The organism is Pseudoalteromonas sp. SR41-7, assembly GCF_014163935.1.
GTDB lineage: Bacteria > Pseudomonadota > Gammaproteobacteria > Enterobacterales > Alteromonadaceae > Pseudoalteromonas > Pseudoalteromonas distincta.
Genome location: NZ_JACJEF010000002.1, coordinates 384,497 through 409,279, shown reverse-complemented (window position 1 = coordinate 409,279; position 24,783 = coordinate 384,497). Strand labels below are relative to the sequence as shown.

The window sequence follows — 24,783 nt, the reverse complement described above, 5'->3', positions numbered from 1 at the left end:
GTTTCGTAGCCACCACCTCTTTCAGGAGCAACTATTTTTAATACATTTCCTGAATCCAGCGATGGCTCTTAGACTCAACGAGAAAAGACTTTAAAACTTTAAACTCGATATCCTCCATAAGACTTCCGTGAGCTAATTAATAGCAGCAAGAGCAGGTTTACTTTAAGTGCTTTAAAACCGTTCATATTGATTGTTTATGCTAGATTTTTTCAGAATAGAACTTAAGGAAACGATAGTAAAACTCGGCTCTCCCACTATCACAAGATACTACCAAACTTCCGTCATATAAGTATTTAAGTGCATTTTCAACCGAAGCTTCAATTAAGTCTACCAACATCACAGGATTGACAATCGTAGACATGCTGTTATTTAGTTTATTAAAATCACCATCCCATGGTATGTCTGGATACTTTATCAAATCATCTGAATTTTTATCAAATACGAAACTATGATTTGGTTGGTTAGGTCGTTCAGCTTTCGATAAACATGATGCCGTATGCAAAAATGAATTTCTTAATGCATATAATGTTTTTGTATCTCTATCATTCTCAGAAAAACCACAAAAATAATATAGAGACTTTTTTATTGAGCTTGCATTAATGTCACTATAAGTAGGGATATCACTTCTTGAATAACAAAAACCAAGCTGATCTAAAACAGTGAATGCTGAAGCAAGGGGTAGAAAATTCTGAGAATATCTATAAAATTTAGCGTGCCTGATCTCTCCTATAACTAAAGGAAGAACAGATTGTATTTGTCCATGCTTTATGTCGTTATAGTCTCGAGCATTTAGATGAACAAATGCTAGTTCATTAAAAGTAAGCTCTTTTAGAACCTTATCTTTAATTGAATTATAATAGTCGATATATTGCATGTTACTCCATTAACCCTAATAATTTAGTAGCACATAATTCACGTGTATTTCCATTCGCGCTACACTCGCATCCTTTCTATTTATAGTTTTAGCAAATTACTTAACACATTACTATCACTAAGTTTTTTATATTCTCAGCGTTAAATTAAATATTTTTGAATGTAAAAAACCTAAGTATTAAGAAAGTCTATTAACTAAAATCAACCACCACTTCATAACGCCCTGGCATGTCGTTTACTTCATATACCCAACCATGTCGTTTTATTATTTTTTCGCTTAACTCTAATCCTAAACCGTAGCCAATATTGGTAGGCTTATTTGCGCTATTAGTAACGTGTGACGTATCAGTTTGTGCGCTACTATTTACTATAATCACACGGCTACCCTGCTGAGTAATTCGCACTTGCCCTTGTTGCGTATGCTGATACGCATTACGTATTAAGTTAGTAAGCACAATGTGGCATGCGGTGGCTTCGGTATTAATAGTCGTATTTTGGTTATCGGTATTTATAAGTACATCAACTTGTTTTGAATTGAGTAAATAATCGAGTTCGTTACTCAAGGTCGTTATTTTTTCGGCTAGGTTTACGGGCTCTGGTGCACTTTGCTGGTCGTCATTTCTGCTAAGCCACAATAACGTCTCGGTTAAATCGCTCATGGTTAAACCGGCGCGCTCTATTCGCTGCAGTGTAAGGTGTTGTTTATCGCTTAAAGGTGCTTTTTCGCTTAAGCGGTTAAGTAATTCAACGTTGCTACGAATAACCGAAATTGGCGTACGTAACTCGTGGCTCGCATAACTTAAAAAGCGCTGCTCTCGCTCAAGGCTTTCGTGAGCAGAAAGCAAGCTACTGCGTATTAGCGTTGCCAAGGTATTTAGTTCGTTATAGGTAAAGTCGGGCGGCGTGTTTTGTAAATTATTTTGATTTAGCGACTTAGCCCAACCGCGTAGTGACTCTACTGGTTTAGCTATTTTTTTCATTACCATAAACAAAAAGAAGGTAAATAAAGCAATTGCCGTAACCCCTGTTAACGCTATCCATGCCAACTTTTTTATAGGTTTATCGGGTGAGCTTTGTTTTTTAAGGCGCTCTTTTTCAAGCATAATACGTGATACGTAACGGGGCTCCCCTGCAGGGTTTTGAAAATACGCTACAAAATAGAGGTCTTCCGGCATTGAAAAAAACGATGGTTTTACTTTGCTTTTTTGTAGTACGCCAACCTCTGTAGGCTTTGTAAAGCGTTGCTGAATTTCGCTTGGCATGTCTTCCCAGCGACTCGCTATTTTAAAGCCAATCATTTCTGCAGGTTCACCGTTTTTAACCTCAGTAGATTGCGAAAGCGCATGCATTACGCCATTTAACCCTCGGTCTAAGCCATCAATAAAATAATTAACACTTAAAAACGAAAAACCAATTGCCATTAATGAACTTAAAAGCACCATGGTGGCAAAAAAATACAACCTCAGGCTGGGTCTAATTTTCATGCTTGTGTCTCATTTTTTAATTTTAGCGCAAACCCCACACTAGGTATTGTTTCTAGTACGGCTTGGCAATGCGCTTGCTCTAGCTGTTTACGCAAATGATGAATATGCACTTTTAAGCTATTGCTGTCTGGCTGATCGTCTCCCCATATTGCTTGCATAATTACCTGTCGGGTTACCGGTTTTTGCTGCTCTCGTACAAGCACTTCTAATAACTTAAAAGTAATGGGTGATAACTTTAAACTGTGCTCTGCCACTGTTGCTGTATGCGCGGTTAAATTAAGTGTTAAATTAGCAAATGTAAGTCGCTTAACCTCTCCACTTTTACGCTTTGCTAATACTTGAACCCGCGCTACTAGCTCTTTCATGGCAAAGGGTTTTACTAAATAGTCGTCGCTACCGGCTGCAAACCCCTCAAGCTTATTGTCGAGGCTATCGCGCGCTGTCAGCATTAATACAGGTATATCAATGCCTTGCTCACGCAATGTTTTACACATGGTTAAACCGTCCATTTTGGGCATGTTTACATCTAATATAATCATTTGATATTGATTACGTTCTATTAAATTTAAACCCATTACGCCATTGCTTGCATGGTCACACTCTATTGACTCAATTTCGAGATAATCAACAATGGTGGTTGCCAAGTCTATGTCGTCTTCAACCAGTAGTACGTTTATCATTAAGAGGCTACTTCCTGCGTTTTATTTTTAGCACCTAGCGATTTTAGCACAGCATCAATACCGCGCTTAGCATCGGTTTGAATCATTAATAATGCTGGTATAAGTATTAAGGTAATAACCGTAGCAAACAAAATACCGTAGCCAAGTGATGCCGCAGCAGGGATTAAAAACTGTGCCTGCATTGAGGTTTCGCTAAGTAGCGGCACTAAGCCTGCGTACGTCGTAATTGAGGTAAGTAATACCGCACGTAATCGGCTCGTACACGACTCAACTATGGCATCGTGCGTGCTCATGCCCTCTTCTTTTACTAGTTCGTTAAAGCGTGAAACAAGTAATAAGCTGTCGTTTACAACTACCCCACTGAGCGCCAAAATACCATTTAACGACAATATACTAATGGTTAAGTCGTTCCACCAATGTCCTAAAATAGCGCCCACAATGCCAAACGGAATTGCTACCATAATCAACATAGGTTGAATGTACGATTTAAGCGGAATAGCCAGCAACACGTAAATAACTAATAAAGCTGCTACAAACATAGTGCTCATTGAGCTGGTGGTTTCGCTTTGTTGCTCTGCCTCTCCTGCAAAATACACACTTAAGTTAGGAAATTGCTGTGTTAACTCAGGAATTAAGTCGCGCTTTAAGTTAGCAACTAACTCGTTTGGAGCAATCACGTTTTTATCCACTTGGGCGCTTAAATAAATTGCACGAAGTCCATCAATGCGGGTTATTTCATCTTGCTGATATTCACTGCTTACTGTGGCTACGTTAACTAAAGGGACAACCGTGCCATCGGGTAGGCGAATACGCGACTGCATTATATCGGCAGGTGTTTTACGAGCATCTTCTGGGTAGCGTACACGTACTTTAACTTCGTCTTTATTACGTTGGTAGCGCTGTACAACTGCACCACCAAAGGCTTGCAGTACTTGCTTTGATAAACTGGCTGTATCCATGCCAAGCGCGCGCCCTTGTGCATTTAGGGTAAATTTAAGCTGTGGCTGACCTGGGTTTAAGTTGTCGTCTATTCCGTTAACGCCTGCGGTATTTTGTAAGCGCTCCTTAAATAGTGCGCCCGCCGCCATTACGGTTTCGTCGTCCCACGCTTTAAGCTCAACTTTAAAGTTATCAACCATTTTACGCGTGGCTAATATTTGTAACTTTTTACTGCCCTCAAGGCTACCTGCTACGCGCTGCCACTCTTGAGCAAATTCGCTTGCTGTAAAAGCGCCTTCGTTTAATAGCTCAACACTTACTTCACCGCTGGTGTCGCTGCTACTAATGACTTGTAGGCTGGTTATTTCGCTTTTGTCAGAGCTCAACTTAGTCATTAAGTTTTGCTCTGCTTGTAATGCACTTTGCTCAAGCGTTAATAAGTTTGTGTTTGTTTGCCCATAAGCGGCGTCGTTTTGCATAACTAAATCGGCTGTTACAGTGTCGCCTGCAATACTTGGGAAAAAACCAACTTTAACTGTGCCTGTCATCGGCATGCCAATAACTAATATAAAAAAGGCGATAAACGCAGCCACTACGGCGTATCTAAAGCGCAGTGAAAATTCAATAACCTTGCAGTAAATGTTTTTGCTAAACCAGCTTAAGCCGCTATCAGCACCATGTTGTATTTTTGACCACAGACCTGCTAAGCCTTTTTTAACTTGGCGTTTAGTACTAATGTGGGCTAAATGCGAGGGTAAAATAAGTTTTGATTCAACAACTGAAAGCAGTAAACAAATAGTCACTACAGTGGCAAATTGAGAGTAAATTTTACCTAAGTTACCTGACACATTCGAAAGCGCCACAAACGCAGCCACCGTGGTTAACACCCCAAATATTGTTGGCACAGCAACCTTCATGGTGCCTAAAACTGTATTATTTAATGTATCGCCATGCTTTTTACGTGTGGTGTAAATACTCTCGCCTACAACAACGGCATCGTCTACCACTATGCCCAGCGCCATAATAAAGCCAAAGGTGGTCATTTCGTTTATGGTCAGTGCGGTGTAGCCATCGGTCATAAAATAAAGCGTGCCAAAAAATACAAACGGCAAGCCACCAGCCACCCATAGCGCTACGCGTACGTTTAAAAATATGGCAAGTATTACAAACACCATAATAATACCGGTCACGGCATTTTTAGTAAGTAGCGATAAACGCTCGGTGATCATGGTGCTTTTGTCGTGCCAGCTTTCAAGCTCTACGTTTTGAGGTAATAAACCGCTTTCGTGCCATTTATCTATTACGCTATTAGCTTGCTTAACAATGGTAGTTATATCGCTGTTATCGCCCATTAAAATTTCAACGCCTACGGCATTTTGTTGGTTATAACGGCTTAATGAGTTGCTATCTTCGGCAAATGAGTCGGTAACGGTTGCTACATCGCCTAACTTAATTTGTGTGCCTGATGCGGTTGTTAACAATACAATATTGGCAAAGTCGCGCTGCCAGTAAGCTTGGTCGGCGGCTTTTAAGCGTATAATTTTACTGCTATCGCGCAAACTAGTCGAAAGCGGGCTTGATGACTCATTATTAATGACCTCACTTACATCACTAATAGTTAAGCCATACGCTTGTAATTTACCTTCGTCGATTTCTATGGACATCATCGGGTCGAGCACACCCGATTGCTCTACGTCGCTAATGCCTGATTGCGCTAATAAATCGGCTTTAAGTTTTTCACCCAGGTTTTGTAATGTATGGCGATCTGCATCCCCAAAAAGTTGCAGCGTTAATGCATGATCTTGCCTACGGGCTTTATCAATAACAGGTTGCTCAGCATCTGCCGGAAAGTTATTAATAGCGTCAACTTGGTTTTTAACGTCAACAAGTAACTCATCGAGTGAGTAATCAGTACTTTTTTCAATGCTTACATGGCTGCCGCTAGCATCTGATGTAGAGGTAATACGTTTAATACCCGATACGGTTTCGAGCGCTTCTTCTATTTTTAACGCTATTCCTTCTTCGGCTTGCAATGCATCGCCACTGTCGTAAACCACCGATACCGAAATAGTATCTGGCTCTAAACTCGGAAAAGCCTCTTTACGTAAAGTCGTAAGCGACATAATACCCATTACAATCACACTAACTAACAATAAGTTAGCGGCAACAGAGTTATTTGCAAACCAATTAATAATACCGTGCAGCGGGTTATTATTGCTGGGTAATTGAGGTGGTTGATGAGGGCTCATTATTGTATCTCCTCAACTATTGGATTTACTTTCATGTCGTTTAAGTAACTAACAAGTGGGCGCGCCACCACTTTTAGATTTTTAGCACCATCTACTGGCGTAATATATACGTAATCCCCACGCTCAAATACTTTATTAGCGTGTGTGCTTACTAAGCTATTTTGATCATTTACGTACCAAATTAAGCCATCTTGAGATACCGCCGAAGCAGGCAGTTTTATTACGTTAGTTAACTGCTTACCGGCAATTTCTACCGCTAAAAATGTACCAGGCAGTAACGGCGTTGTTTGCTCAAACGGTTTATCTAAGGCAACAATTACGCTGCGTTGGCGCGAGCTGTCATCAAGGTGTTGCTCAAAACGTGCAATATAACCGTTCCATTTAGTATTAGTGGTTACATCACTTAAAATAACATCGCCTGATTTATTATTTGCTAGGTTTTGCCACTGACTTAATGAAAGCGGCACCGTTATTTCTACTTTGTCAGTGCTGTTTAGCGTGGCAAGCGTATCGCCAATACTCACATAAGTACCTAAATCTATATCGCGCGATAAAATAACAGCGTCAAATGGTGCACTTAACTGGGTGTTATTTACATCACGCTGTGCGGTTTTAAGTGCATATTGTGCTTTATCGAGCGTAGCTTGCGCGGCTTCTAGTTGTAGCGTTCTAAATACAAGCGGCGAGCTTGGCGCTTGCGTAACGCCTGAGCGATCCCATTCACGTTTTGCTTGATTACCTAAATCTTGTTCTTCTTGCAGTGCTAGTTTTGCATCAGCCAATGTTGCTTTTGCGCTAGCTAGAGCTTGTAAGTATTCGGTGTCATCAATTTGTGCAAACACCTGCCCTTTAGTTATTAAGTTACCGGTCGAAAATTGCTCGCTCATACTGGTTACTTCGCCTTTAACTTGTGCTTTTAAGCTAAGTGACCAATGCGCTTTAGCTTCACCGTGGCCGCTAACATAAGCCTGATAAGTGCTCGGAGCTGCATTAATTACCGATACATTTGGGGCAATAGCTTTAATAGCGGCAGGTTGTGGACTATTTGCTTTTTCAGCCATTTTTTGACCGTTATACATAATAGCAAGCCCTATACAAACAATAGCAACAAGCGTTACAACAACCGGTGTTGGCGAAATTTTCATGACGATACTCCAAGGCCCAAAGCGAGGCCTAAATCTATGCGGTTAGTTAAAAGGGTGTAGTTTATTTGGCTAAGCTGGGCTTGCAGGTCGTATACTTTTTGTTGCACTGTTAGCAAATCTAAAATATCAACCAAACCTTGTTGATACTTACTTTGATAGTTACTAAAGCTGCGTTTAGCGCTAGCAAGTGCATTGCTAATTTGCAGTTGCTGCTCGGTTAATGATTGCTCCTGCCCGAGTGCATTTTCAACTTCGTTTACCGCACTTAGCAGCGTATCTTGGTACTGCCAAAACGCTTGCTCGGCATTTAATTTTGCAATATCAACTTGCGCACGCAGTGCTCCACCTTCAAATAAAGGGGCACTTAAACTGCCTAATAAACTCCACACTGGGCTAGTTAATAATGCTTGGCTTGGCGTGCTTGCTAAATCACTCAGTGATGCCGAAAGCGAAATACTCGGTAGTAGCTCTTTGTACGATACATCAACCAAGTAATGCTTTGCCTGAATGTTGTAATAGGCACTTTGTAAGTCAGGTCGGCGCGCTAAATCTTGCTCTGGTAAGGTACTTAATGGCTCAATAACGCTTGGTAGAGTTAATGTACTTGGCAGGTTTTGAAGTTTATCAGTGCCTACAATTAGCATTAAAGCACGCTTTGCTTTTGCTATTTGTTCTTTGTAATCGGCAATGGTCGCGCGGGTAGATGCCGTGCTAGTACGGGCGGTATCAAGCGCTTCTAAATCACCTAATCCATATTGGTAGCGCTCTACAATACTTTGCTCATTATTTTGTAAAACAACTAAACGTTGTTGCTCTATATCGAGCAAATTTTGCTGCAAAATAATGTTTAAATACGTGCGTATCACGCTGGCTACTAAGGTGTCTTTAGCGCCTTGATAAGTAGCTTGATTACTGGCAATAGTCATATCTTGCGCGGCTACGTTGTCAGCAATTTTTTGCCATATATCGGCTTCCCAACTTATACCTACTGATGAGCTGTATTGCGTGCCTTCGGTTTTACTGCGCTGCGCGTCAAATCCTGCATCTACACTAAACCACTGACTTGCAGCAGTTACATCACGCTGCGCATAAGCTAGTTTTAATGCAACATGCACTTGATTAAACGATGGGTTATTAGTAACAGCTTGCTCAATAAGCGAATCAAGCCCTTCAATATCCACCAAATCGGTAATGTAATTTACTTGCTGTGCGTTACTTTGCGTGTACTGCCAGTTTGTATGTTGCTTTAGCGACTGCTCAGTACTATTACCTTGATAGCTTGGCTGACTACTACATGCAGCAAGCGTACAACTAAGTGCAAGTAAAAAACCGGTTGAGTGCTTTTTAAAATAAACCATTTAACTATGCCTAATTCGTACTATTACACATAGCTTATTCGATCGAGGGTTAAGAAGGGGTTAAAAGGAGTTAACTTACTTTAGACAAATTAGTATTTGCCTCGCTTAGCCAAATTACGTAGCCTTTGGCAAAAATACTCATTCAAAACCCAAATGCAAAAATTAATTTTTACTCTTTTTTTAATATTCCCAGCTTTATTACAGGCTAAAGTCACTTTAAGCGATAAAACGCTTATTTATAGTGGTCAAATCAACAAACAAAATAACAATACAGCAGCTGAGCTGTTAAAAAACAATCCCACAATTAATACCTTTACTATTACCAGCGGCGGCGGAAACATAGCTTTAGGAATGGATTTAGCCGAGCTAATTTTGGCGCATAAATTAACCGTAAATATAAAGCAGTTTTGTTTTTCATCGTGTGCTAATTATGTGTTGCTTGCTGGGCACCCTACTACAATAGAACCTAATGCAATTATCGGTTGGCATGGAGATGCAGCCTCAGCAAAATGGTTAGACAGTGATATTGATGCCATGGTAAAGCATTTAGAAGAGCCGCAAAAAAGCCAAAAGTGGGAAGAATTACGTGCTCATTACGATGAGGTAATTAATAAAGCAAGCCTGCGCGAAAAAGCCCTATACAAAAAATTAAACGTAAATCATGATTTACTCACTGTAGGGTTAAAACCCAATTTACGCAGCGCAGCTATAAAGCAACGTGCCCGTGGCTGGACGTATTCACCTAAAGTGCTTAACTATTTTGGAATTAGCAATATTAGCTATAATAATTGGCAACCTCGCTCAGCTAAAAACTTCCCCCTTCTTATTATTAACGATCTTAAATAATTAATTGGTTCCCCTCCATTTAGTAACACTCTCTTATTTGCAATATAAACCCTGTTAAGCGCAGGGTTTTGCTTTTTAGGGACATTTTGAACCTCAATTGAATACTCACTATTTATAATACAAATACAGATTAGACTTTTAAATCTAATTGATATCAGTTATCATTCGCAACATCATTACCTTTTTATATTAACAATAATGAACAAGCTAATTAAGTTTACCCCAATATTATGCGCCCTTGCTTTAGCTGGCTGTGGTGGTGGCTCTGGCAACACAGCCCCGCAGTTTGCACAACCTAATTTAAGCTTTACTGTAAACGAAGACACTCCATTTACTGCTCAAGTAACAGCCACCGACGACGATACCCTTAGCTACACACTTGCTAATGCACCAAGTAACGGCACTATAGCAGTAGAAGCAAATGGTCAATTTACGTATACGCCTTTTAGTAATTATTATGGCGAAGATACCGCGACCATTAGCGCAAGCGATGGCAACTTAACAGCAAATGTTGTGGTACGTTTTAGCGTAGAAAATGTTAATGATGCACCACAGTTACTAACCACTAACGTGTTTGTTACCTCTTCAACCACCACACAAGGGATTATTACTACGCAAGATTTAGATGGTGACACCGTAACTATTAGCTTAATTACACCACCTAGTAATGGCGTAATGAGCATAAATAGCACCACGGGTGAATTTACCTATGAGGCACAAACTCTAAGCAGCATTGATGAGCAATTTGAAATTAGTTACACAGATGGCCTAATTAGCGAGCCATTAACTGCAATTATTTCGTTAAGCCCTTCTTATGTAACTAACGAAGACAAACTTAATTATTACTACAGTTCTAGACTATCTCATCTAAAACAAGCAGATGAACTAAGCGCAAATATTGCTGACGAACTGTCTCGTTACGATATATACGCAACCCAAGCTGCGGCCTATGCGCGTGCAGGATTTTTAGATACTGCTAACGACTATTTAGCACTTATAAACGAGCAAACGGCGCGTTCTTCGGCACTAAAAGATGTGGCGCAAGCACTTGATGAAATAGGCCAAACAGAGCAAGCAAACGATTACCGCGTCCAAGCGGTAGCGGCCTACAACCAATACTTAGCTGATAAAGGTTTCGATAACATTGCCTCATCAGACGCATCAGCACTTTACTCTTTAGTAAAAAGCTACCTAGACGCCGATCAAGTCTCGCAAGCAAGTAATTTGTTGAATACAATTTCGTTATACGCTGAGCAAGTACGCGAAGACGAATACACATCAAGCTATGGCTACTTTTTAAATAGCGTACGCTTATCAATAGATGATGCCCTACAAAGCTATGCACAAAGCCTAGATGAAAGCGATTTAACTCAAGCCAAATTACTTGCCAATAACTACGCGCAACTTGCGGTAAAAACGGGTTACAGACTTGTACGTAGCGGCGAATACGAAGGCCAACCATACGAGCAATACAAAACGTTGCACGGGGCTTGGGCTGCGCAATACCTTTACAGAGCTGGCGAATTTGAAGCAGCAAAAGATTACACTAACCAAGTCCTTGCTATGTATGGCTCTACCGGTTTTGATAGTAACTACACCTACTCAGCGTCGCCATACAGCGCCGCTACATTAGATAACTACACTTACCCTATTCAATTTTTAGCGGGCTTAATTGAAGGCTTATACCAAAGCGACGAAAACCCAGCAATAACGCTGTCAGACAGCGAAACCGATATAAACAACGCTCAAGAGCAAGTATATGGCTTTAATATAGCTAACCGCCTACTTGCCGGTGAAGATATAACAAGTGCCGCAGCACAAGCTCGCAGCTTTTTTACTGAAAATGGCGATTATAACGAATTCTTTAGAGCACTTACCGAACTTGATAACGTCCCAGGCACAGGCCTAATTTTAAGTGAGGCCGGCAGAAACGACTTAGCACAGCAAGTATTTACCTATGCGGGCGACTTTTTAGCCTCTGATGAATACATTAGCAAAGAGTCATCAACCACGTTTTTAACGGGTTTTAAAGGCTGTAAGTCATTAGTAAGCTTAACAGCGCGAGTTGGTGGTGATACAGCAAGTGCGGCTAATAAATGTTTAACCATACTTAATACGCTTAATGATGGCGACATACGCACGCTAAGTAATAGCTCATCAATTACGGCGCATAATCAAGTAATAGTATCGCTAATTGAAGGCGGCTTAGCGGAGCAAGTAGCCGGTGTACACAATCAACTACTTAGTTATATTGCACTAGATGAAGATACCGAAGACAGATTTGAAGCCCGCCTAGAAACCTTAGGTTACTTAGTTAATGCAAACCAAACATCGCTTGCAAGCACCACTTTAAATGATGCAATTACAGAAATAACACCTGCGTTAAATGAGTTAACAAGCGATCAGCTAGAAACTATTTTAGCCGCTGTTAAAGCCGAAGTAATTGGTTTAGAAGAAGCTCAAACAGGTGAATTTTTACGTTATTCTATGCTTTCAAGTATGGGTTCAAACGCAGCGAACATTAGCGACTTTTCAGCAAATTATAGTAATGCAAAAACACAAGCTAGCACGCTTTTAAATACGCTTGAGCCTCTTATTTTGGGCTTTGCCGATACAATTATTGCCGACAACATGGCAGACTTAGTTAACAGCTTTACGTTAATTAACGATATTACTAAATCACAAAGCCTAATAACTAATGGCGTTAATGGCGAGGCTGATCAGCTTGAGCTTTACATAGGCATGACCAACTTAGTTGCCTCACGCGATGACTTTAGAGGCATAGCTATTGCGAGCGTAGACACCGACCACGACGGCTTACCTAACTTCTTTTTACCTAATAGCAGCGATGAAGACATAGCCTTAGCAGGATTAATTGCCGACCAAGATGCCGATAACGATGGCGTCATTGATAGCGAAGACACTACCCCACTAGGTATTTAAATAAGAGCCGTAATATATGCAGACACCGACTACCCTCGCGTGTCTGCTTTTGCTTTCTCAGGGTGTATACGCCGCAGAGCAGCAACAGCAGACCGAACCAAAGCCACAGCCATGTAACGAACTTAAAGATGAGCAAAAAGAGCGCTGTGAAGCACTTGAGCATATTGAAGTAAAAGGCCAGTACATAGGCATAGAAGTACCCGAAGTTATTGGGCGTTCTTATTTAAACCGTGATTTTATAAACGCCACACCTAAAGGCAATGGCGATATAAATGAGCTAATTGCATTGCTCCCTGGCGTGCAGCTAAGTAACGAAGCGTACTCTATTGGTAGCTTAGCTGAGATCAGCGCGCCAGAAATATCAATCTCAGGGGCGCAGCCTTGGCAAACAGGGTTTTCGTTAGATGGGTTAAATTACAATAACCGCATAGACCCAGCAAGCAGCAGCCGATTAAGCTCTTCATCAGACGATGTGTCGGGTGGCGTACAAAGTATGAACGTGAACTCCGATATAGTTGAATCAATCACAGTTTACGACCATAACATACCGGCTGAATTTGGTGGTTTTTCGGGTGGTATTGTTGATAGTAAAACCAAAAGCGTATTTGCAAACAACAGCTTTAGTTTTGGCGTGCGGGGGAATCAAAGTAGCTGGGGGAGTTATCATTTTATTGAGGCTGATCAAGACAGTTCACAGCAAAATGTTGACCAAAGTACTCTTGAAGAGCCTAAATACGAAAAAATTAGCTATAACCTGCGTGCTAATAAACAAATTAATGAGCGCCATGGATTAATGATGAGCGTTAATTACTTAACCAGCGACATCAGCGATTTATCGCTAGGGGAAGTAAAAACCCAAAGCAGAACAAACATAAATGCGATTGTGAAGTATGGCTACCGAAATGGCTGGGTAGATGCACTAGATTTAACACTAATGTACTCCCCCTACGAAGTTGATAACTTTATAACGGATGCCAAAGACAGTAACTTTCATTTAGAAGGCGGTGCTATTGGCGCCGTTGCGGCATTAACTGAGCATTTTGACTTTGCATCGTGGCACAGTAATCTTAATTTTAGTATGAGTGACAGCAGCCGAGAAGGCCCAGCTCACTTTTATAGCTGGCTACAAGCCAAAGGGAAAGATTGGGGGCAATATGCCGACCAAGGCGATGCGCAAACTCGTTACTCTCGCCAAGGGGGATATGGCGCCCTAGATAATACCCAATACACCACCAGCTGGAAAAACACCCTTGATTTTAAAACGCTGGAGTTTGCAGGCACTGAGCACCGCATTAAAGCCGGTATTGAACTTATTCGCCAAGAAGTAGAACGCGAACGCATACAAAATAGCTACAGCTACGACTCCCCTATTATATGGTCTAGCGCGAGTACGCCACTTAATTGCAGCGGTTACACACTTGATTGCCAAGCACTTCAAACCACTATTTCTATTGATGAGTTAGCAGCACAACTTGGTGGCGAAATTGATTTTAATAATCAATCGCACATTACTGCCTATACAAATAATGTAACAGCTACAGCGCAGTATTTTAATGGCCGTTTAGTCACCCCTGCCGAATACATTAACGTAACACTTAATCGTGCCTCGTTTTATGTAACCGATAGCATCACATTAGGGCAGCTAAACCTAAACTTAGGTATGCGCTACGAATATGATGACTTTTTAGCAAATCATAATATCGCGCCACGTATATCGCTGGGTTACGACGTATTTAACGACAACCGCACTATTATTAGTGCAGGCGTTAACCGCTATTACGACTCTGCCATTATTGGTTATAAAGTCAAAGAACAGCAGCGTTTTTCATATCGAGAATACCGCCCAATTGAAAACGGTTACCTGCAAGGGTGGCTACCTTCTAACTATACTGGCGCGTTTAAGTACCGCTTTGATGATGTAAACACCCCGTACGATGACGAACTCGCATTAGGTATTGCACATTCATTTGAAAAAGCAGGTAATGTATCGCTTAAATATGTAAAACGTAAAAAGCATCAGCAATTTTCTCAGGTTACCGATGAAGAAGCAGGTAGCGATGGCTATAAATATATTCGTATGACCAACGAAGGTGATGGTAGCTCAGAGCGCTATTCTATTTCGTGGAGCGCGCAGTTTGGTAGCCATTCATTATGGGCTAACGCCTCATACGCTGAAAACAAAGTCTCTAACGACGACTACAATACCACTGCTGAAAATACCCCCCTTGACGAACTCGTTTACTACGTAAATGCAAGTGGCAGCGGCGAGCTTGTAACGCTTGGACAACTTGATCAAATTCGTACAAACTTTGGCACTCCGATTACCGGTGCGCTAGGTTGGAATGTTGATTGGAGCAATTCATTAAGCACAGGGCTTAACGTAACCTTCAGTGATAGCTACACCAGCGCAGTGAGTACCGGCGCAAGCGAAAGCATAGGCCTTGAACAGAGCTGTGCAAATTGTCCTGCAGAATCAACACTTGTTGATGTATACGAAGAACAAGAAATTCGTGCTAGAACCATGCTAGGCCTTAGCCTGCGCTATAGCCACAACCTAACAAAAACCCAGTCAGTTGAAATAAGAGCAGATATTTCTAACTTGTTGAATGCACGTACTTACACAGTAAACGAAGGCGCATCTGGTATTGAGCCTGGGCGTATGTTCTGGCTAGGAGTTAGCTATAACTATGATTAGGTTATTAAGCATTTTTTTTCTGTGCTCATTTAGCTTAAACGCCACACCAACAAGTAGCCACGATTTACGCTCACTGTATAGCAAAGGCCAAGCACACTGGCCTGCTATTCAAACCAGTGATGGCAGAAGCGTTGAGCCCATGTCGCTTTTGCCTGTAGCCTCGCCAAAACCTGAGCATGTTGCTTTAGGTGACAAGCTCTTTCATGATGTGCAGCTCTCGCGTAATAATACCGTTAGCTGCGCAACCTGCCATGAGCGCGACAAAGGCTTTCATGATGGCCGCACAACCGCAGTGGGTATTGATGGGAAAATAGGCACACGCAATACCCCTGCAATTTTTGGTATAGATCAGTGGCAAAGTTTTTTTTGGGATGGTCGCGCTAAAACAGCTGAGCAACAAGCACTTATGCCCATTAGCAACCCAATTGAAATGGACTTAGATCCACAAAAAGCTTTAATGCGGGTCAATAAAGATAAAAGCTATACGGCATTTAATAAAAGTGCTTTTAATTCAAATACGCTCTCTATGGCACAAATGGCAGAAGCCCTCGTAGCTTTTGAGCGAACACTCATTGCACCTAATACTCGCTTTAAATCATTTATTAATGAGGTTCAGAGTAATCCAAAAAAAGCGCTTAGACGTTTATCCGATAATGAATTAAACGGATTACATTTATTTAGAACCAAAGCAAAATGTATGACTTGCCACAATGGCGCACTATTAAGTGACAACCAATTTCATGGCACTGGCCTTCATTATTACGGCCGTAGTTTTGAAGATAAAGGGCGGTTTAATTTTACAAATAATCCAAGTGATATAGGGTTATTTAGAACCCCTTCTCTACTTGGTTTAACTGAAACATTTCCTTGGATGCACAATGGGCTTTTTGATGACCTACTAGGCATAGTAAACATGTACAACCATGGTGGAGCAAGACCTAAGCCTAGGAAAAGCCAATTAAACGATCCACACTTTCCTAAAACGACGAAACTGTTAAAACCATTAAAACTCACCAAGCAAGAGCGTTTAGATCTTGTTGCATTTTTACGGATTTTATAAGTTTTGTAATTGCTCTATCAACCATTTATGAATAGGGCTGTTATTAGTACGCGGATGCCATGCGGCTATTACTTTAAATGTAGGGGGCAGAGCTTCTATTTTTAGCTGTTTAACTTTGCTGTTTGGTAATAATCTTGATGGGTAAAACGCGAGCATATCGGTTGTATGTAAAATGTCGGGCACCGCAGAAAAACTTGGTACCGACATTACAATATTACGTTTTAGCCCTTGGCTTTCAAACCACTGATCGTGCGATCCGCGCAAATTTGCACGAGATGGCGACACCACTAGCTGTGGATGCTTTGCAAATTGCGCCAAACTCAAAGGTTCAGTGTAAGTCGTGTTACCTATACCGGTAATACACAAATGTTGTTCTTCAAACAAAGTGATATAAGAAAGGTTGTCGGGTATAAATTCTGGAAAGCTTATCAGCAAATCAAGCTCGCCTGCCGTTATAAGTTGATTAACGTTGTCGGATGCAAAGTCGCGCACAATCAGCTTTAAACCTGGCGCTTCGCGGCGGGTAATATTAAATAATTGCGGCAATAAGGCCTGCGTGGCGTAGTCGGTTGCGCTTATGGTAAACACACCTTTATAAGTTTGCGGGCTAAACTGCTCGGGCTCTAGTAACGACTCTAATTGCTTTAAAATATTATTAATAGGTGCCTTGAGCCCTTGCGCTTTAGGAGTAGCAACCATGTTATTGCCTTGGCGAATAAACAAGCGATCGTCAAATAAGTCTCGTAGTTTTCGTAGTTGCTCACTAATAGCTTGTTGCGTTAACCCCATTTTTTTGGCTACTTGTGAAAGATTTTGCAGTTCTAATAAGCTACTGAGTACTCTTAACTGCTTTATATCGAGCCGACTGATACCATTCATAATTGTATGCTGCACAAAAAAGTGTTGTTTCAAATTGTATCTTTAAATCTCTATGCTGCCAATGTTGCTTAACCACTATTTAAGCCTTTGTTTGCTTTATAAGAGAATTTAAAATGAAATCAGATTTAGTTAATACCGCTCCTTTACTCTCATCAATTGAGCTTGGCCCTTTTACACTTAAAAACCGTATTGTGATGCCTCCTCTTACTCGCTCTCGCAGCACTCAGCCTGGCAATATTCCTAATGAATTAATGGCTGAGTATTACTCGCAGCGTGCATCGGCTGGTTTTATGGTTACCGAAGGCACACAAATAGAACCTCGTGGGCAAGGTTACGCTTGGACCCCAGGTATTCACTCGCAAGCACAAATTGAAGGCTGGAAAAAAGTAACACATGCAGTACACGCTAAAGGCGGCGTTATTTTTGCTCAGCTTTGGCATGTAGGGCGCGTATCGCACGCCACACTACAACCAAATTCAGGTAAACCGGTTGGCCCTTCAGATATTATTGCTGACAATGTAAAAGTATTTATTGAAACCGCACCTGGTGAAGGCGCATTGGCTGACCCAAGTGAGCCTCGTGCGCTAACAACAACTGAAGTTGGCGAACTGGTAAACATGTATGCTCAAGCTGCACGCAATGCTCTAGAAGCTGGCTTTGATGGTGTGGAGCTTCATTGTGCTAACGGCTATTTAGTTAATCAGTTTATTTCTGAGCATACTAATAACCGTGACGATCAATACGGTGGAACGCTTAGTAATCGCCTGCGCTTTTTAAAAGAGATAGTTGAAGCGGTAAGTGACGTTGTAGGCTCTGATCGTTTAGGTGTTCGCTTTGCTCCTTTATTTGAAAGCACAGATGAAACACGAGTGTATTTAGGACTTGTTGAATCAAACCCTCATCACACTTATATCCAGGCCGTTAAAGTGCTTGAGCAAGCAGGTATTGCTTACTTATCGATTGCGGAAGCTGATTGGGATAACGCTCCCGATTTACCACAAGAATTTTATAAAGCAGTCCGAGCTGAATTTTCAGGGCGCATTATTTATGCAGGTAAATACACAGTAGAAAAAGCAGTGCGTATTTTAGGTGAAGGTTACGGTGACTTATTTGCATTTGGTCGCCCATTTATAGCTAACCCTGATTTACCAGAGCGTATAGCAAATAATTGGACGTTTAACGAAGCTGATGCAGCCACTATGTATGGCGGTACTGAAGTAGGTTATAGCGATTATCCTTTTTATCAAAAGTAATTAATCTGCAAAGCCAAGGAAGGCTTAATTACTAATTTCGTATCCATTTTTTGTGATACCACTAATCATTTTGGTGTATCAAAATATTCCTAAAATCGTCAAAAACTAGAGATTATGTCAAGAACCGTCAGTAAAATGTAAAAAGCTGTAAGCATAACTCCGTTTGCTGTTGTATGTCAGTTAACATTCAGTTTGAGCCGCTAGTATTGAACCCAGTTATGTAAAAACATAAACGAGGCAATACTATGAAACTTACTTTTTTACTACCTGCCCTGCTCGCCATTGGCGCAGTATCAGGCTCTGCGCTTGGAGCACAAAACGAGCGAGAGAATGATAAAAGCTTTAAACGTGACCACGAAAAACGTGTTGAATATAAACGCGATGAACGCCGCCATGAAAAAAAGCAGCGTATTGAGCATAAAAAAGAAAAACGAGAAGACCGTAAGCAAGAAAAACGTAAACTTGCTAAGTACAAACAGGAAAAGCGTGAACTACACCGCTACAACCAGCGAAAATATAACTACTTAACAAGCCATCACAATTCAGTCGCTTACAGACAAAATCGATTTATAAACCATTTACCACGCAATAGCGCATCAATCAGATTTAATGGTATTTCGTTTACGTTTAACGACGGCCTTTATTACCGTAAAGCTAAAAGAGGCTACCATGTTGTTAAACCACCTAGAGGCCTGCGTATAAATACGCTACCAAGAAATTACAGGCATTTTAAACACCATAATACGACTTACTACACTTATCAAAATGTGTACTACATTGCGGATAATGATGGTTATACGGTTGTTGATGAGCCATCAACTCGCCTTAATCAGGCAATAAAAGTGGGTAATATGAATGACTATAACTTGGGCCAAACTTACGATTCATTGCCTCTGGCTGCACAGGCCGTAATAATTAACTCGCAGCAGTATTTTAAATACGGCGATATTTATTTTTTACCGCAAATAAGTGGTGACGACATAAAATACCTTGCCATTAAGCTAGGTTAAACTCGCTATAAATTAAAAGGCCTTACTGTAAATAGTAGGGTCTTTTTCATTCCCCTTCGTAGGTAGTAATTTACAGCAATAAAATCAATTCTCTCTAAACATTAACATGTCTTAGTATTTGTAAGCTTTTTTGTTAAACTAGCTCACATATTAATAGTGAGAGTGTATTTATGTCGGGTGAGTTTCCACGTGCTGGTTTTTGGCGCCGTTTTGCGTCGTTGGTCTACGATACGTTAGCCATTATTGCGTTTGCGATGTTAACTGTAGTGCTGTATTTATTTGCAGTACAGGGGCTTATTTCTCTCGATGTAATTAGTTTAAATGGCGCAGAGGATGTATCTGCATTTATTCAAAATTCAAATCTTCTTTCGGGTATTCGTACCGCTCTTTTAATTATTGTTAGCTTAGTATTTTTTGGCTACTTTTGGACTAAAAGCGGGCAAACCATTGGCATGCGTGCATGGCGTTTAAAAGTACAAACTCTTGAAGGTAATTTAATTAGCTGGCCGCAATCAATTATCCGCAGCGTTAGCGCTTTACTCGGTTTAGGTAATTTGGTGGTGTTAGTAGATTTTAAAAACAAAAAAGCACTACAAGATTACATCTCTAAAACAGAAGTTATTGCACTTACTAAAGAAGAGAACAGACGTATTTATAGTGAGCTTGATTAATACCTGCTTTCCAAAACTGGTAATTAAAAAGCAAAAAGGGTGACTACTGGTCACCCTTTTTCATACTTTGAATAGGTACTCTATACCCGTTTATTCATCAAATATGTCGCAAAGCCTATAAATATAATACTGGGTAATACCGCCCCTATAATGGCAGGTATTTGGTAAACCATAACTACAGGGCCAAATATTTCATTAGTTAAGTGAAACACGATCCCCGTTACAACACCCATAATAATACGTGCGCCCATAGTAACGGTACGCAGCGGGCCAAATATAAACGAGAGCGCCACCAGCAGCATTACCGCTACAGATACAGGCTGCATAAGCTTACGCCACAGAGCAAGCTCGTAGGTACTGGTGTCTTGTTCGTTTTGCTCTAAGTAAGTTAAATACGACCAAAGCCCAGTAAATGAAAGTGACTCTGGTTTTACCGAAACAACCCCTAACTTTTCAGCGGTCAATTGTGAAGGGTAAAACTCTTCTGGTAGTTGCTCTGTTGTGGTTTTTTCGCTCGTAATAATAACCTTATTTACATCACGAAGTAGCCAGCCTTCTTTTCGGCTCAGTGCATCTTTTGCTTTAGTGATTTGGGTAAGCTCTAACGATTTGTCAAAGTGGTACATGTGTACCCCATTGAGCCTGCCGTTTTCGTCAACATCTTCAATATTAATAAAATTGCTGCCGTCTTTAGCCCATACACCTTTTTGTGTGTTAAATACATCGCCGCCATGTATTGCTTGGTTACGCATTTCTTTGGCGTGTAATTGCGCTTCAGGTGCACCCCATTCGCCAAGTGCCATCATGCATACAGCCATAAATATGGCCGTTTTCATTACAGAGCCAATTATTTGTAAGCGCGACATACCAGCCGCTTGCATCACTACCAGCTCACTGTTTGAGGCAAGTGCCCCCAACCCCGTTAAGCCACCAATTAGCGCAGCCATCGGAAAAAACACCACTAAATCGCCAGGTATTGTGTAAAGCGTGTAAAGCATTGCGGTCATTAAATCGTAACTGCCACGCCCTACCGACTTTAGCTGGTCGATAAACTTAATTAAGGTGCTAATACCAACAAGTACCAACAATGCAAAGCCGGTAGTTTGTAAAATACTGCGGCCTAAATACCAATCAAGCGTTTTCATCATGAGCCTAACTCCCGCTTAGTTACAACGGCTTTAAGCCAAGCGCCCAGCGGCCGCCCTTTTATAATTAATAATCCACCTATAAACAAGGCACTTAGGTGAATCCACCACAAGCCAATTGAAGGCGGAATTTTGCCATCTTCAACTGCAAATTTAGCGGCATTTAGTAAAATAAAATAGCCTAAGTACAAGCTTATAGCAGGCACTAGTTTTGCAAATTTACCTTGGCGAGGATTAACCACACTTAGCGGTACTGCCAGTAAGGTAAGTAACGGAATTGATAATGGAATAGCGAGTCGCCACTGCCATTGAGCAATAGATTCATGAGTATTAATGGCGAGTAATTGATTAGTAGGCACAGCCTCTAATTTACGGCGTTGGTGCTCTATTTCTTGTTCTCGTATTTGTACGCTGTAACCATCAAATTCTGTTAAGTTAAGTGCAGGCGTTGTGCCATCTGTTTCGTAACGTTTACCGTCTGTTAGCACGAGCTGTTGCTCACCATTTACTGCTTCAACCACAACACCTTGCTCTGCATATACTAAGCGCGCTAGGTTGCCTTTTTCGCTATCGGGTAACTGTGCAACAAATACCTTATTGAGCTCTTTGCCACCCTTTTCAATATTATGAATAAACACCACGGCTTTTTCGTTACCGGTTTCTTGGAACCGCCCAGCTCTGAGTGCGGATAGCCCCGCATCGGCTTTGGCTTGTTCTTTTAATTGATACTCTTGCTCGCTTGCCCACGGCGCTATATACATAGTCAGTGCTGCGGCTAATATAGCAAGCCCTACACTTGATATAAGTGTTACGCGCACAACATACCATTCACTTACGCCACAGGCTTTAAGTACGGTCATTTCGCTATCGGCGTAAATACGGCTGTAGGCTAAAATAATGCCTAAAAATATACTCAGCGGAAGTATTAGCGAGGCTAGTTGTGGAAGTTTTAGTGCAATCATCGATAGCACTAATTTAGCAGGAATGCTGCCCTCAGAGGCATCACCTAAAATACCAACTAACTTTTGTGACAAAAATATTGTCATCAAAGTTAAAAATACGGCGACCTGCGATTTTAAAACCTCAGCGGTCAAATAACGGAAAATTAGCAATGCTCGCCCCTGTTAAACATGGAATTTCACTACGATAGTGAGAATTGAATAGTTAAATAGCTATTTTACCCAATTAATACCGGCAAATAGGCTATTATTATAAGCCATCAAAATTAATTATCCTACCTAAGTGCACGATATAATGTTGCATTAGTAGCCCTTAAGCATATAAAGTTCAATTACACAGTAAGAGTCTAACAAAATCAGCTAAAATAAGAATTATCCTTACATAAGTTACGTAGATAAGACTAGAAAATACTTTTTTAGCCCCAACTTAGTAACTTAAACGACTCAAAACCAGGAGTAACAATGGAATTTAACGTAAAAAGTGGTAGCCCAGAAAAACAGCGCAGCGCATGTATTGTGGTTGGCGTTTACGAGCCACGTAGGTTATCCCCCATTGGTGAACAACTCGATAAAATTAGTGATGGTTATATCTCTAATTTACTTCGCCGTGGCGATTTAGAAGGTAAGCCAGGCCAAGTTTTATTATTGCATCATGTACCTAATGTATTAAGCGAGCGCATATTGCTTGTTGGTTGTGGTAAAGAGCGTGAGCTTGATGATAAGCAATATAAACAAATCATTTCTAAAACTATAAATACCTTAAACGAAACGGGCTCTATGGAAGCAGTCTGCTTTTTAACAGAGCAACACGTTAAAGGTCGCGACACCTACTGGAAAGTACGTCAGGCAGTTGAGACAACGCAAGACTGCTTATATACGTTTAACCAACTGAAAAGTAAAAAAGTAGACCCTCGCCGTCCACTGCGTAAAATGGTGTTTAACGTACCAACACGACGCGAACTAACTATTGGCGAAAGCGCTATTGAGCATGGTTTAGCCATTGCAGCAGGTAGTAAGCTATGTAAAGACGTAGCTAATATGCCACCAAATATTTGTAATCCTGTGTACTTAGGTGAACAAGCACAAGAGCTGGCAACTGATTTTGACAACATCACTGTTGATCTTATTGACGAAAAGCAAATGGCAGAACTTGGTATGAATTCTTACCTAGCTGTTGGCCGAGGTAGTGATAACGAATCGATTATGTCGATTATTAACTACAAAGGCGCCGCTGATGACCAAGCCCCTATTGTACTTGTTGGTAAAGGTCTAACGTTTGATTCAGGCGGTATTTCATTAAAACCAGGCGAAGGCATGGACGAAATGAAATACGACATGGGCGGAGCAGCAGGCGTTATTGGCGCAATGCGTGCACTTGCACAAATGCAATTGCCGATTAACGTTATTGGTGTTTTAGCGGGTTGTGAAAACATGCCTGGCTCAAATGCGTATCGTCCAGGTGATATTTTAACAACAATGTCAGGGCAAACAGTTGAAGTATTAAACACCGACGCTGAAGGCCGCTTAGTATTATGTGACGCACTAACATATGTTGAACGCTTTAATCCAGATACGGTTATTGACGTAGCAACGCTAACTGGCGCGTGTATTGTAGCCCTTGGCGCGCATGCTACTGGTTTACTATCAAACCATAACCCACTTGCGCACGATTTATTAAAAGCGTCTGAGCAAAGTGGCGACCGTGCATGGCAGTTACCGTTATGGGATGACTATCAAGATCAACTAGAAAGCCCATTTGCTGACTTTACGAACTTAGGTGGACGCTCTGCGGGTACTATTACTGCGGCATGTTTCTTATCTAAATTTACTAAAAAGTATAATTGGGCACATTTAGATGTTGCCGGTACAGCGTGGCGCAGTGGCGCTAAAAAAGGCGCAACGGGCCGTCCTGTTCCTATGCTTACTCAGTATTTATTAAATCGAGCGGGTGTAAGCGAAGCTACGCACGATTAATAATCTATTTAGCTATTTATAAGGCGCCATTTGGCGCCTTATTTATTTGTGTATTAATTGAAGCAAACCCCGTTATATGGCAAAATCTGCCTCTTAATTTGTGTATATCAATTTGGTATACATTCAATGTCATGGGAAACCCCGATACAATGAACATGAACGCTAAATTTTTCGTTCTAAAGCAACAAGATGAGTCTAAAGCGAAGGCTGACGATCATTTTGCATTGGCAGCTCAAATTGCAGCCGATCAGTATCGAAATGGGCAGCGTGTGTTTATTTGTGTTAACGATAACGAAGCAGCCTGTGCCATTGATGAAATAATTTGGGCATTCGATCCAGATAGTTTTGTGCCACATAATTTACAAGGTGAAGGCCCTAAAGGCGGCGCACCTGTAGAAATTGGTATTACGCCACCTGTTGGCAATCGTAAAGTTTTAATTAACTTGGCTACTCAGTTACCGGATTACATTCGTCGGTTTAACCAAGTTTTTGATTTTGTACCCGTAGAACCAGCTGCTAAGCAAGCAGCCCGCGAGCGTTTTAAAAAGCTACGCCAACTCGGTGCCAATCTCACCACGCAAGATATTAATAGCTAGCCAATCAGGCAAACTAACCAACTA

General features: G+C 41.1%; 18 protein-coding genes. 9 read left to right on the top strand and 9 right to left on the bottom strand.

The window, feature by feature from the left end:
* Positions 1-199: 199 nt before the first annotated feature.
* From H5092_RS04595 to H5092_RS04570, 6 genes are all read right to left on the bottom strand, one after another.
* Complete coding sequence (locus H5092_RS04595; RefSeq protein ID WP_182696146.1) at positions 200-874, bottom strand: hypothetical protein; 675 nt, start codon at positions 872-874, stop codon at positions 200-202.
* Positions 875-1,064: 190 nt separating this feature from the next.
* Complete coding sequence (locus H5092_RS04590; RefSeq protein ID WP_182732971.1) at positions 1,065-2,357, bottom strand: HAMP domain-containing sensor histidine kinase; 1,293 nt, start codon at positions 2,355-2,357, stop codon at positions 1,065-1,067.
* Positions 2,354-3,037, bottom strand: coding sequence for a response regulator transcription factor (locus H5092_RS04585; protein WP_166378157.1), 684 nt, complete (start codon positions 3,035-3,037; stop codon positions 2,354-2,356). The genes H5092_RS04590 and H5092_RS04585 overlap by 4 nt, the downstream gene beginning before the upstream one ends.
* The gene (locus H5092_RS04580) at positions 3,037-6,225 is read right to left on the bottom strand and encodes an efflux RND transporter permease subunit (RefSeq protein ID WP_182732970.1); all 3,189 of its coding nucleotides are present in this window, start codon (positions 6,223-6,225) and stop codon (positions 3,037-3,039) included. Before H5092_RS04580 ends, H5092_RS04585 begins: the two co-directional genes overlap by 1 nt.
* On the bottom strand, positions 6,225-7,370 hold the full coding sequence (locus tag H5092_RS04575; protein ID WP_182732969.1) for an efflux RND transporter periplasmic adaptor subunit: 1,146 nt from the start codon (positions 7,368-7,370) through the stop codon (positions 6,225-6,227). Before H5092_RS04575 ends, H5092_RS04580 begins: the two co-directional genes overlap by 1 nt.
* Positions 7,367-8,728 carry a TolC family protein gene (locus tag H5092_RS04570; RefSeq protein WP_182732968.1) on the bottom strand — a complete coding sequence of 454 codons (1,362 nt, stop codon included), beginning with the start codon at positions 8,726-8,728 and terminating at the stop codon, positions 7,367-7,369. The genes H5092_RS04575 and H5092_RS04570 overlap by 4 nt, the downstream gene beginning before the upstream one ends.
* Before the next feature lie 153 nt (positions 8,729-8,881).
* On the opposite strand from H5092_RS04570, the gene H5092_RS04565 reads away from it, so the two are divergent.
* The 4 genes from H5092_RS04565 (at position 8,882) to H5092_RS04550 (ending at position 16,272) form a co-directional block, all read left to right on the top strand.
* Positions 8,882-9,574, top strand: coding sequence for a hypothetical protein (locus H5092_RS04565; protein WP_241764510.1), 693 nt, complete (start codon positions 8,882-8,884; stop codon positions 9,572-9,574).
* Between the two features lie 198 nt (positions 9,575-9,772).
* Entirely contained in the window at positions 9,773-12,517 is a 2,745-nt protein-coding gene (locus tag H5092_RS04560; protein ID WP_182732966.1) for a cadherin-like domain-containing protein, read from the top strand.
* A 16-nt stretch (positions 12,518-12,533) separates the two neighbouring features.
* The gene (locus H5092_RS04555; protein ID WP_182732965.1) at positions 12,534-15,212 is read left to right on the top strand and encodes a TonB-dependent receptor plug domain-containing protein; all 2,679 of its coding nucleotides are present in this window, start codon (positions 12,534-12,536) and stop codon (positions 15,210-15,212) included.
* A complete protein-coding gene (locus tag H5092_RS04550; RefSeq protein ID WP_024605820.1) occupies positions 15,205-16,272 on the top strand; it encodes a cytochrome-c peroxidase in 1,068 nt (355 codons plus the stop codon). The genes H5092_RS04555 and H5092_RS04550 overlap by 8 nt, the downstream gene beginning before the upstream one ends.
* Here H5092_RS04550 and H5092_RS04545 read toward each other — a convergent pair.
* Entirely contained in the window at positions 16,267-17,184 is a 918-nt protein-coding gene (locus tag H5092_RS04545) for a LysR family transcriptional regulator (protein ID WP_220487786.1), read from the bottom strand. The genes H5092_RS04550 and H5092_RS04545 overlap by 6 nt on opposite strands.
* Positions 17,185-17,264: 80 nt before the next feature.
* On the opposite strand from H5092_RS04545, the gene H5092_RS04540 reads away from it, so the two are divergent.
* The 3 genes from H5092_RS04540 (at position 17,265) to H5092_RS04530 (ending at position 20,085) form a co-directional block, all read left to right on the top strand.
* A complete protein-coding gene (locus H5092_RS04540; RefSeq protein ID WP_182732964.1) occupies positions 17,265-18,404 on the top strand; it encodes an alkene reductase in 1,140 nt (379 codons plus the stop codon).
* 245 nt (positions 18,405-18,649) lie between these two features.
* Complete coding sequence (locus H5092_RS04535; protein WP_182732963.1) at positions 18,650-19,414, top strand: DUF6515 family protein; 765 nt, start codon at positions 18,650-18,652, stop codon at positions 19,412-19,414.
* A gap of 170 nt (positions 19,415-19,584) precedes the next feature.
* Positions 19,585-20,085: an RDD family protein gene (locus H5092_RS04530; RefSeq protein ID WP_002962012.1), complete on the top strand. Its 501-nt coding sequence runs from the start codon at positions 19,585-19,587 to the stop codon at positions 20,083-20,085.
* 80 nt (positions 20,086-20,165) lie between these two features.
* Here H5092_RS04530 and lptG read toward each other — a convergent pair whose 3' ends face one another.
* Both lptG and lptF read right to left on the bottom strand, forming a co-directional pair.
* Positions 20,166-21,233 carry an LPS export ABC transporter permease LptG gene (gene lptG / locus H5092_RS04525; RefSeq protein WP_024603537.1) on the bottom strand — a complete coding sequence of 356 codons (1,068 nt, stop codon included), beginning with the start codon at positions 21,231-21,233 and terminating at the stop codon, positions 20,166-20,168.
* The gene (gene lptF / locus H5092_RS04520; protein ID WP_182732962.1) at positions 21,230-22,342 is read right to left on the bottom strand and encodes an LPS export ABC transporter permease LptF; all 1,113 of its coding nucleotides are present in this window, start codon (positions 22,340-22,342) and stop codon (positions 21,230-21,232) included. The genes lptG and lptF overlap by 4 nt, the downstream gene beginning before the upstream one ends.
* Before the next feature lie 309 nt (positions 22,343-22,651).
* Between lptF and pepA the strand changes: the two genes are divergently transcribed.
* Positions 22,652-24,163: a leucyl aminopeptidase gene (gene pepA / locus H5092_RS04515; protein WP_024595639.1), complete on the top strand. Its 1,512-nt coding sequence runs from the start codon at positions 22,652-22,654 to the stop codon at positions 24,161-24,163.
* 149 nt (positions 24,164-24,312) lie between these two features.
* Positions 24,313-24,759 carry a DNA polymerase III subunit chi gene (locus tag H5092_RS04510; protein ID WP_002962020.1) on the top strand — a complete coding sequence of 149 codons (447 nt, stop codon included), beginning with the start codon at positions 24,313-24,315 and terminating at the stop codon, positions 24,757-24,759.
* Positions 24,760-24,783: the final 24 nt, after the last annotated feature.

What these genes read in the sequence shown, in the direction of transcription:
- H5092_RS04575 (WP_182732969.1), bottom strand. Translation starts at nt 7,370, where the DNA reads ATGAAAATTTCGCCAACACCGGTTGTTGTAACGCTTGTTGCTATTGTT.
- H5092_RS04595 (WP_182696146.1), bottom strand. Translation starts at nt 874, where the DNA reads ATGCAATATATCGACTATTATAATTCAATTAAAGATAAGGTTCTAAAA.
- H5092_RS04555 (WP_182732965.1), top strand. Translation starts at nt 12,534, where the DNA reads ATGCAGACACCGACTACCCTCGCGTGTCTGCTTTTGCTTTCTCAGGGT.
- lptG (WP_024603537.1), bottom strand. Translation starts at nt 21,233, where the DNA reads ATGATGAAAACGCTTGATTGGTATTTAGGCCGCAGTATTTTACAAACT.
- H5092_RS04530 (WP_002962012.1), top strand. Translation starts at nt 19,585, where the DNA reads ATGTCGGGTGAGTTTCCACGTGCTGGTTTTTGGCGCCGTTTTGCGTCG.
- H5092_RS04510 (WP_002962020.1), top strand. Translation starts at nt 24,313, where the DNA reads ATGAACATGAACGCTAAATTTTTCGTTCTAAAGCAACAAGATGAGTCT.
- H5092_RS04565 (WP_241764510.1), top strand. Translation starts at nt 8,882, where the DNA reads ATGCAAAAATTAATTTTTACTCTTTTTTTAATATTCCCAGCTTTATTA.
- H5092_RS04590 (WP_182732971.1), bottom strand. Translation starts at nt 2,357, where the DNA reads ATGAAAATTAGACCCAGCCTGAGGTTGTATTTTTTTGCCACCATGGTG.
- H5092_RS04580 (WP_182732970.1), bottom strand. Translation starts at nt 6,225, where the DNA reads ATGAGCCCTCATCAACCACCTCAATTACCCAGCAATAATAACCCGCTG.
- H5092_RS04560 (WP_182732966.1), top strand. Translation starts at nt 9,773, where the DNA reads ATGAACAAGCTAATTAAGTTTACCCCAATATTATGCGCCCTTGCTTTA.
- H5092_RS04535 (WP_182732963.1), top strand. Translation starts at nt 18,650, where the DNA reads ATGAAACTTACTTTTTTACTACCTGCCCTGCTCGCCATTGGCGCAGTA.
- pepA (WP_024595639.1), top strand. Translation starts at nt 22,652, where the DNA reads ATGGAATTTAACGTAAAAAGTGGTAGCCCAGAAAAACAGCGCAGCGCA.
- H5092_RS04585 (WP_166378157.1), bottom strand. Translation starts at nt 3,037, where the DNA reads ATGATAAACGTACTACTGGTTGAAGACGACATAGACTTGGCAACCACC.
- H5092_RS04540 (WP_182732964.1), top strand. Translation starts at nt 17,265, where the DNA reads ATGAAATCAGATTTAGTTAATACCGCTCCTTTACTCTCATCAATTGAG.
- H5092_RS04570 (WP_182732968.1), bottom strand. Translation starts at nt 8,728, where the DNA reads ATGGTTTATTTTAAAAAGCACTCAACCGGTTTTTTACTTGCACTTAGT.
- H5092_RS04550 (WP_024605820.1), top strand. Translation starts at nt 15,205, where the DNA reads ATGATTAGGTTATTAAGCATTTTTTTTCTGTGCTCATTTAGCTTAAAC.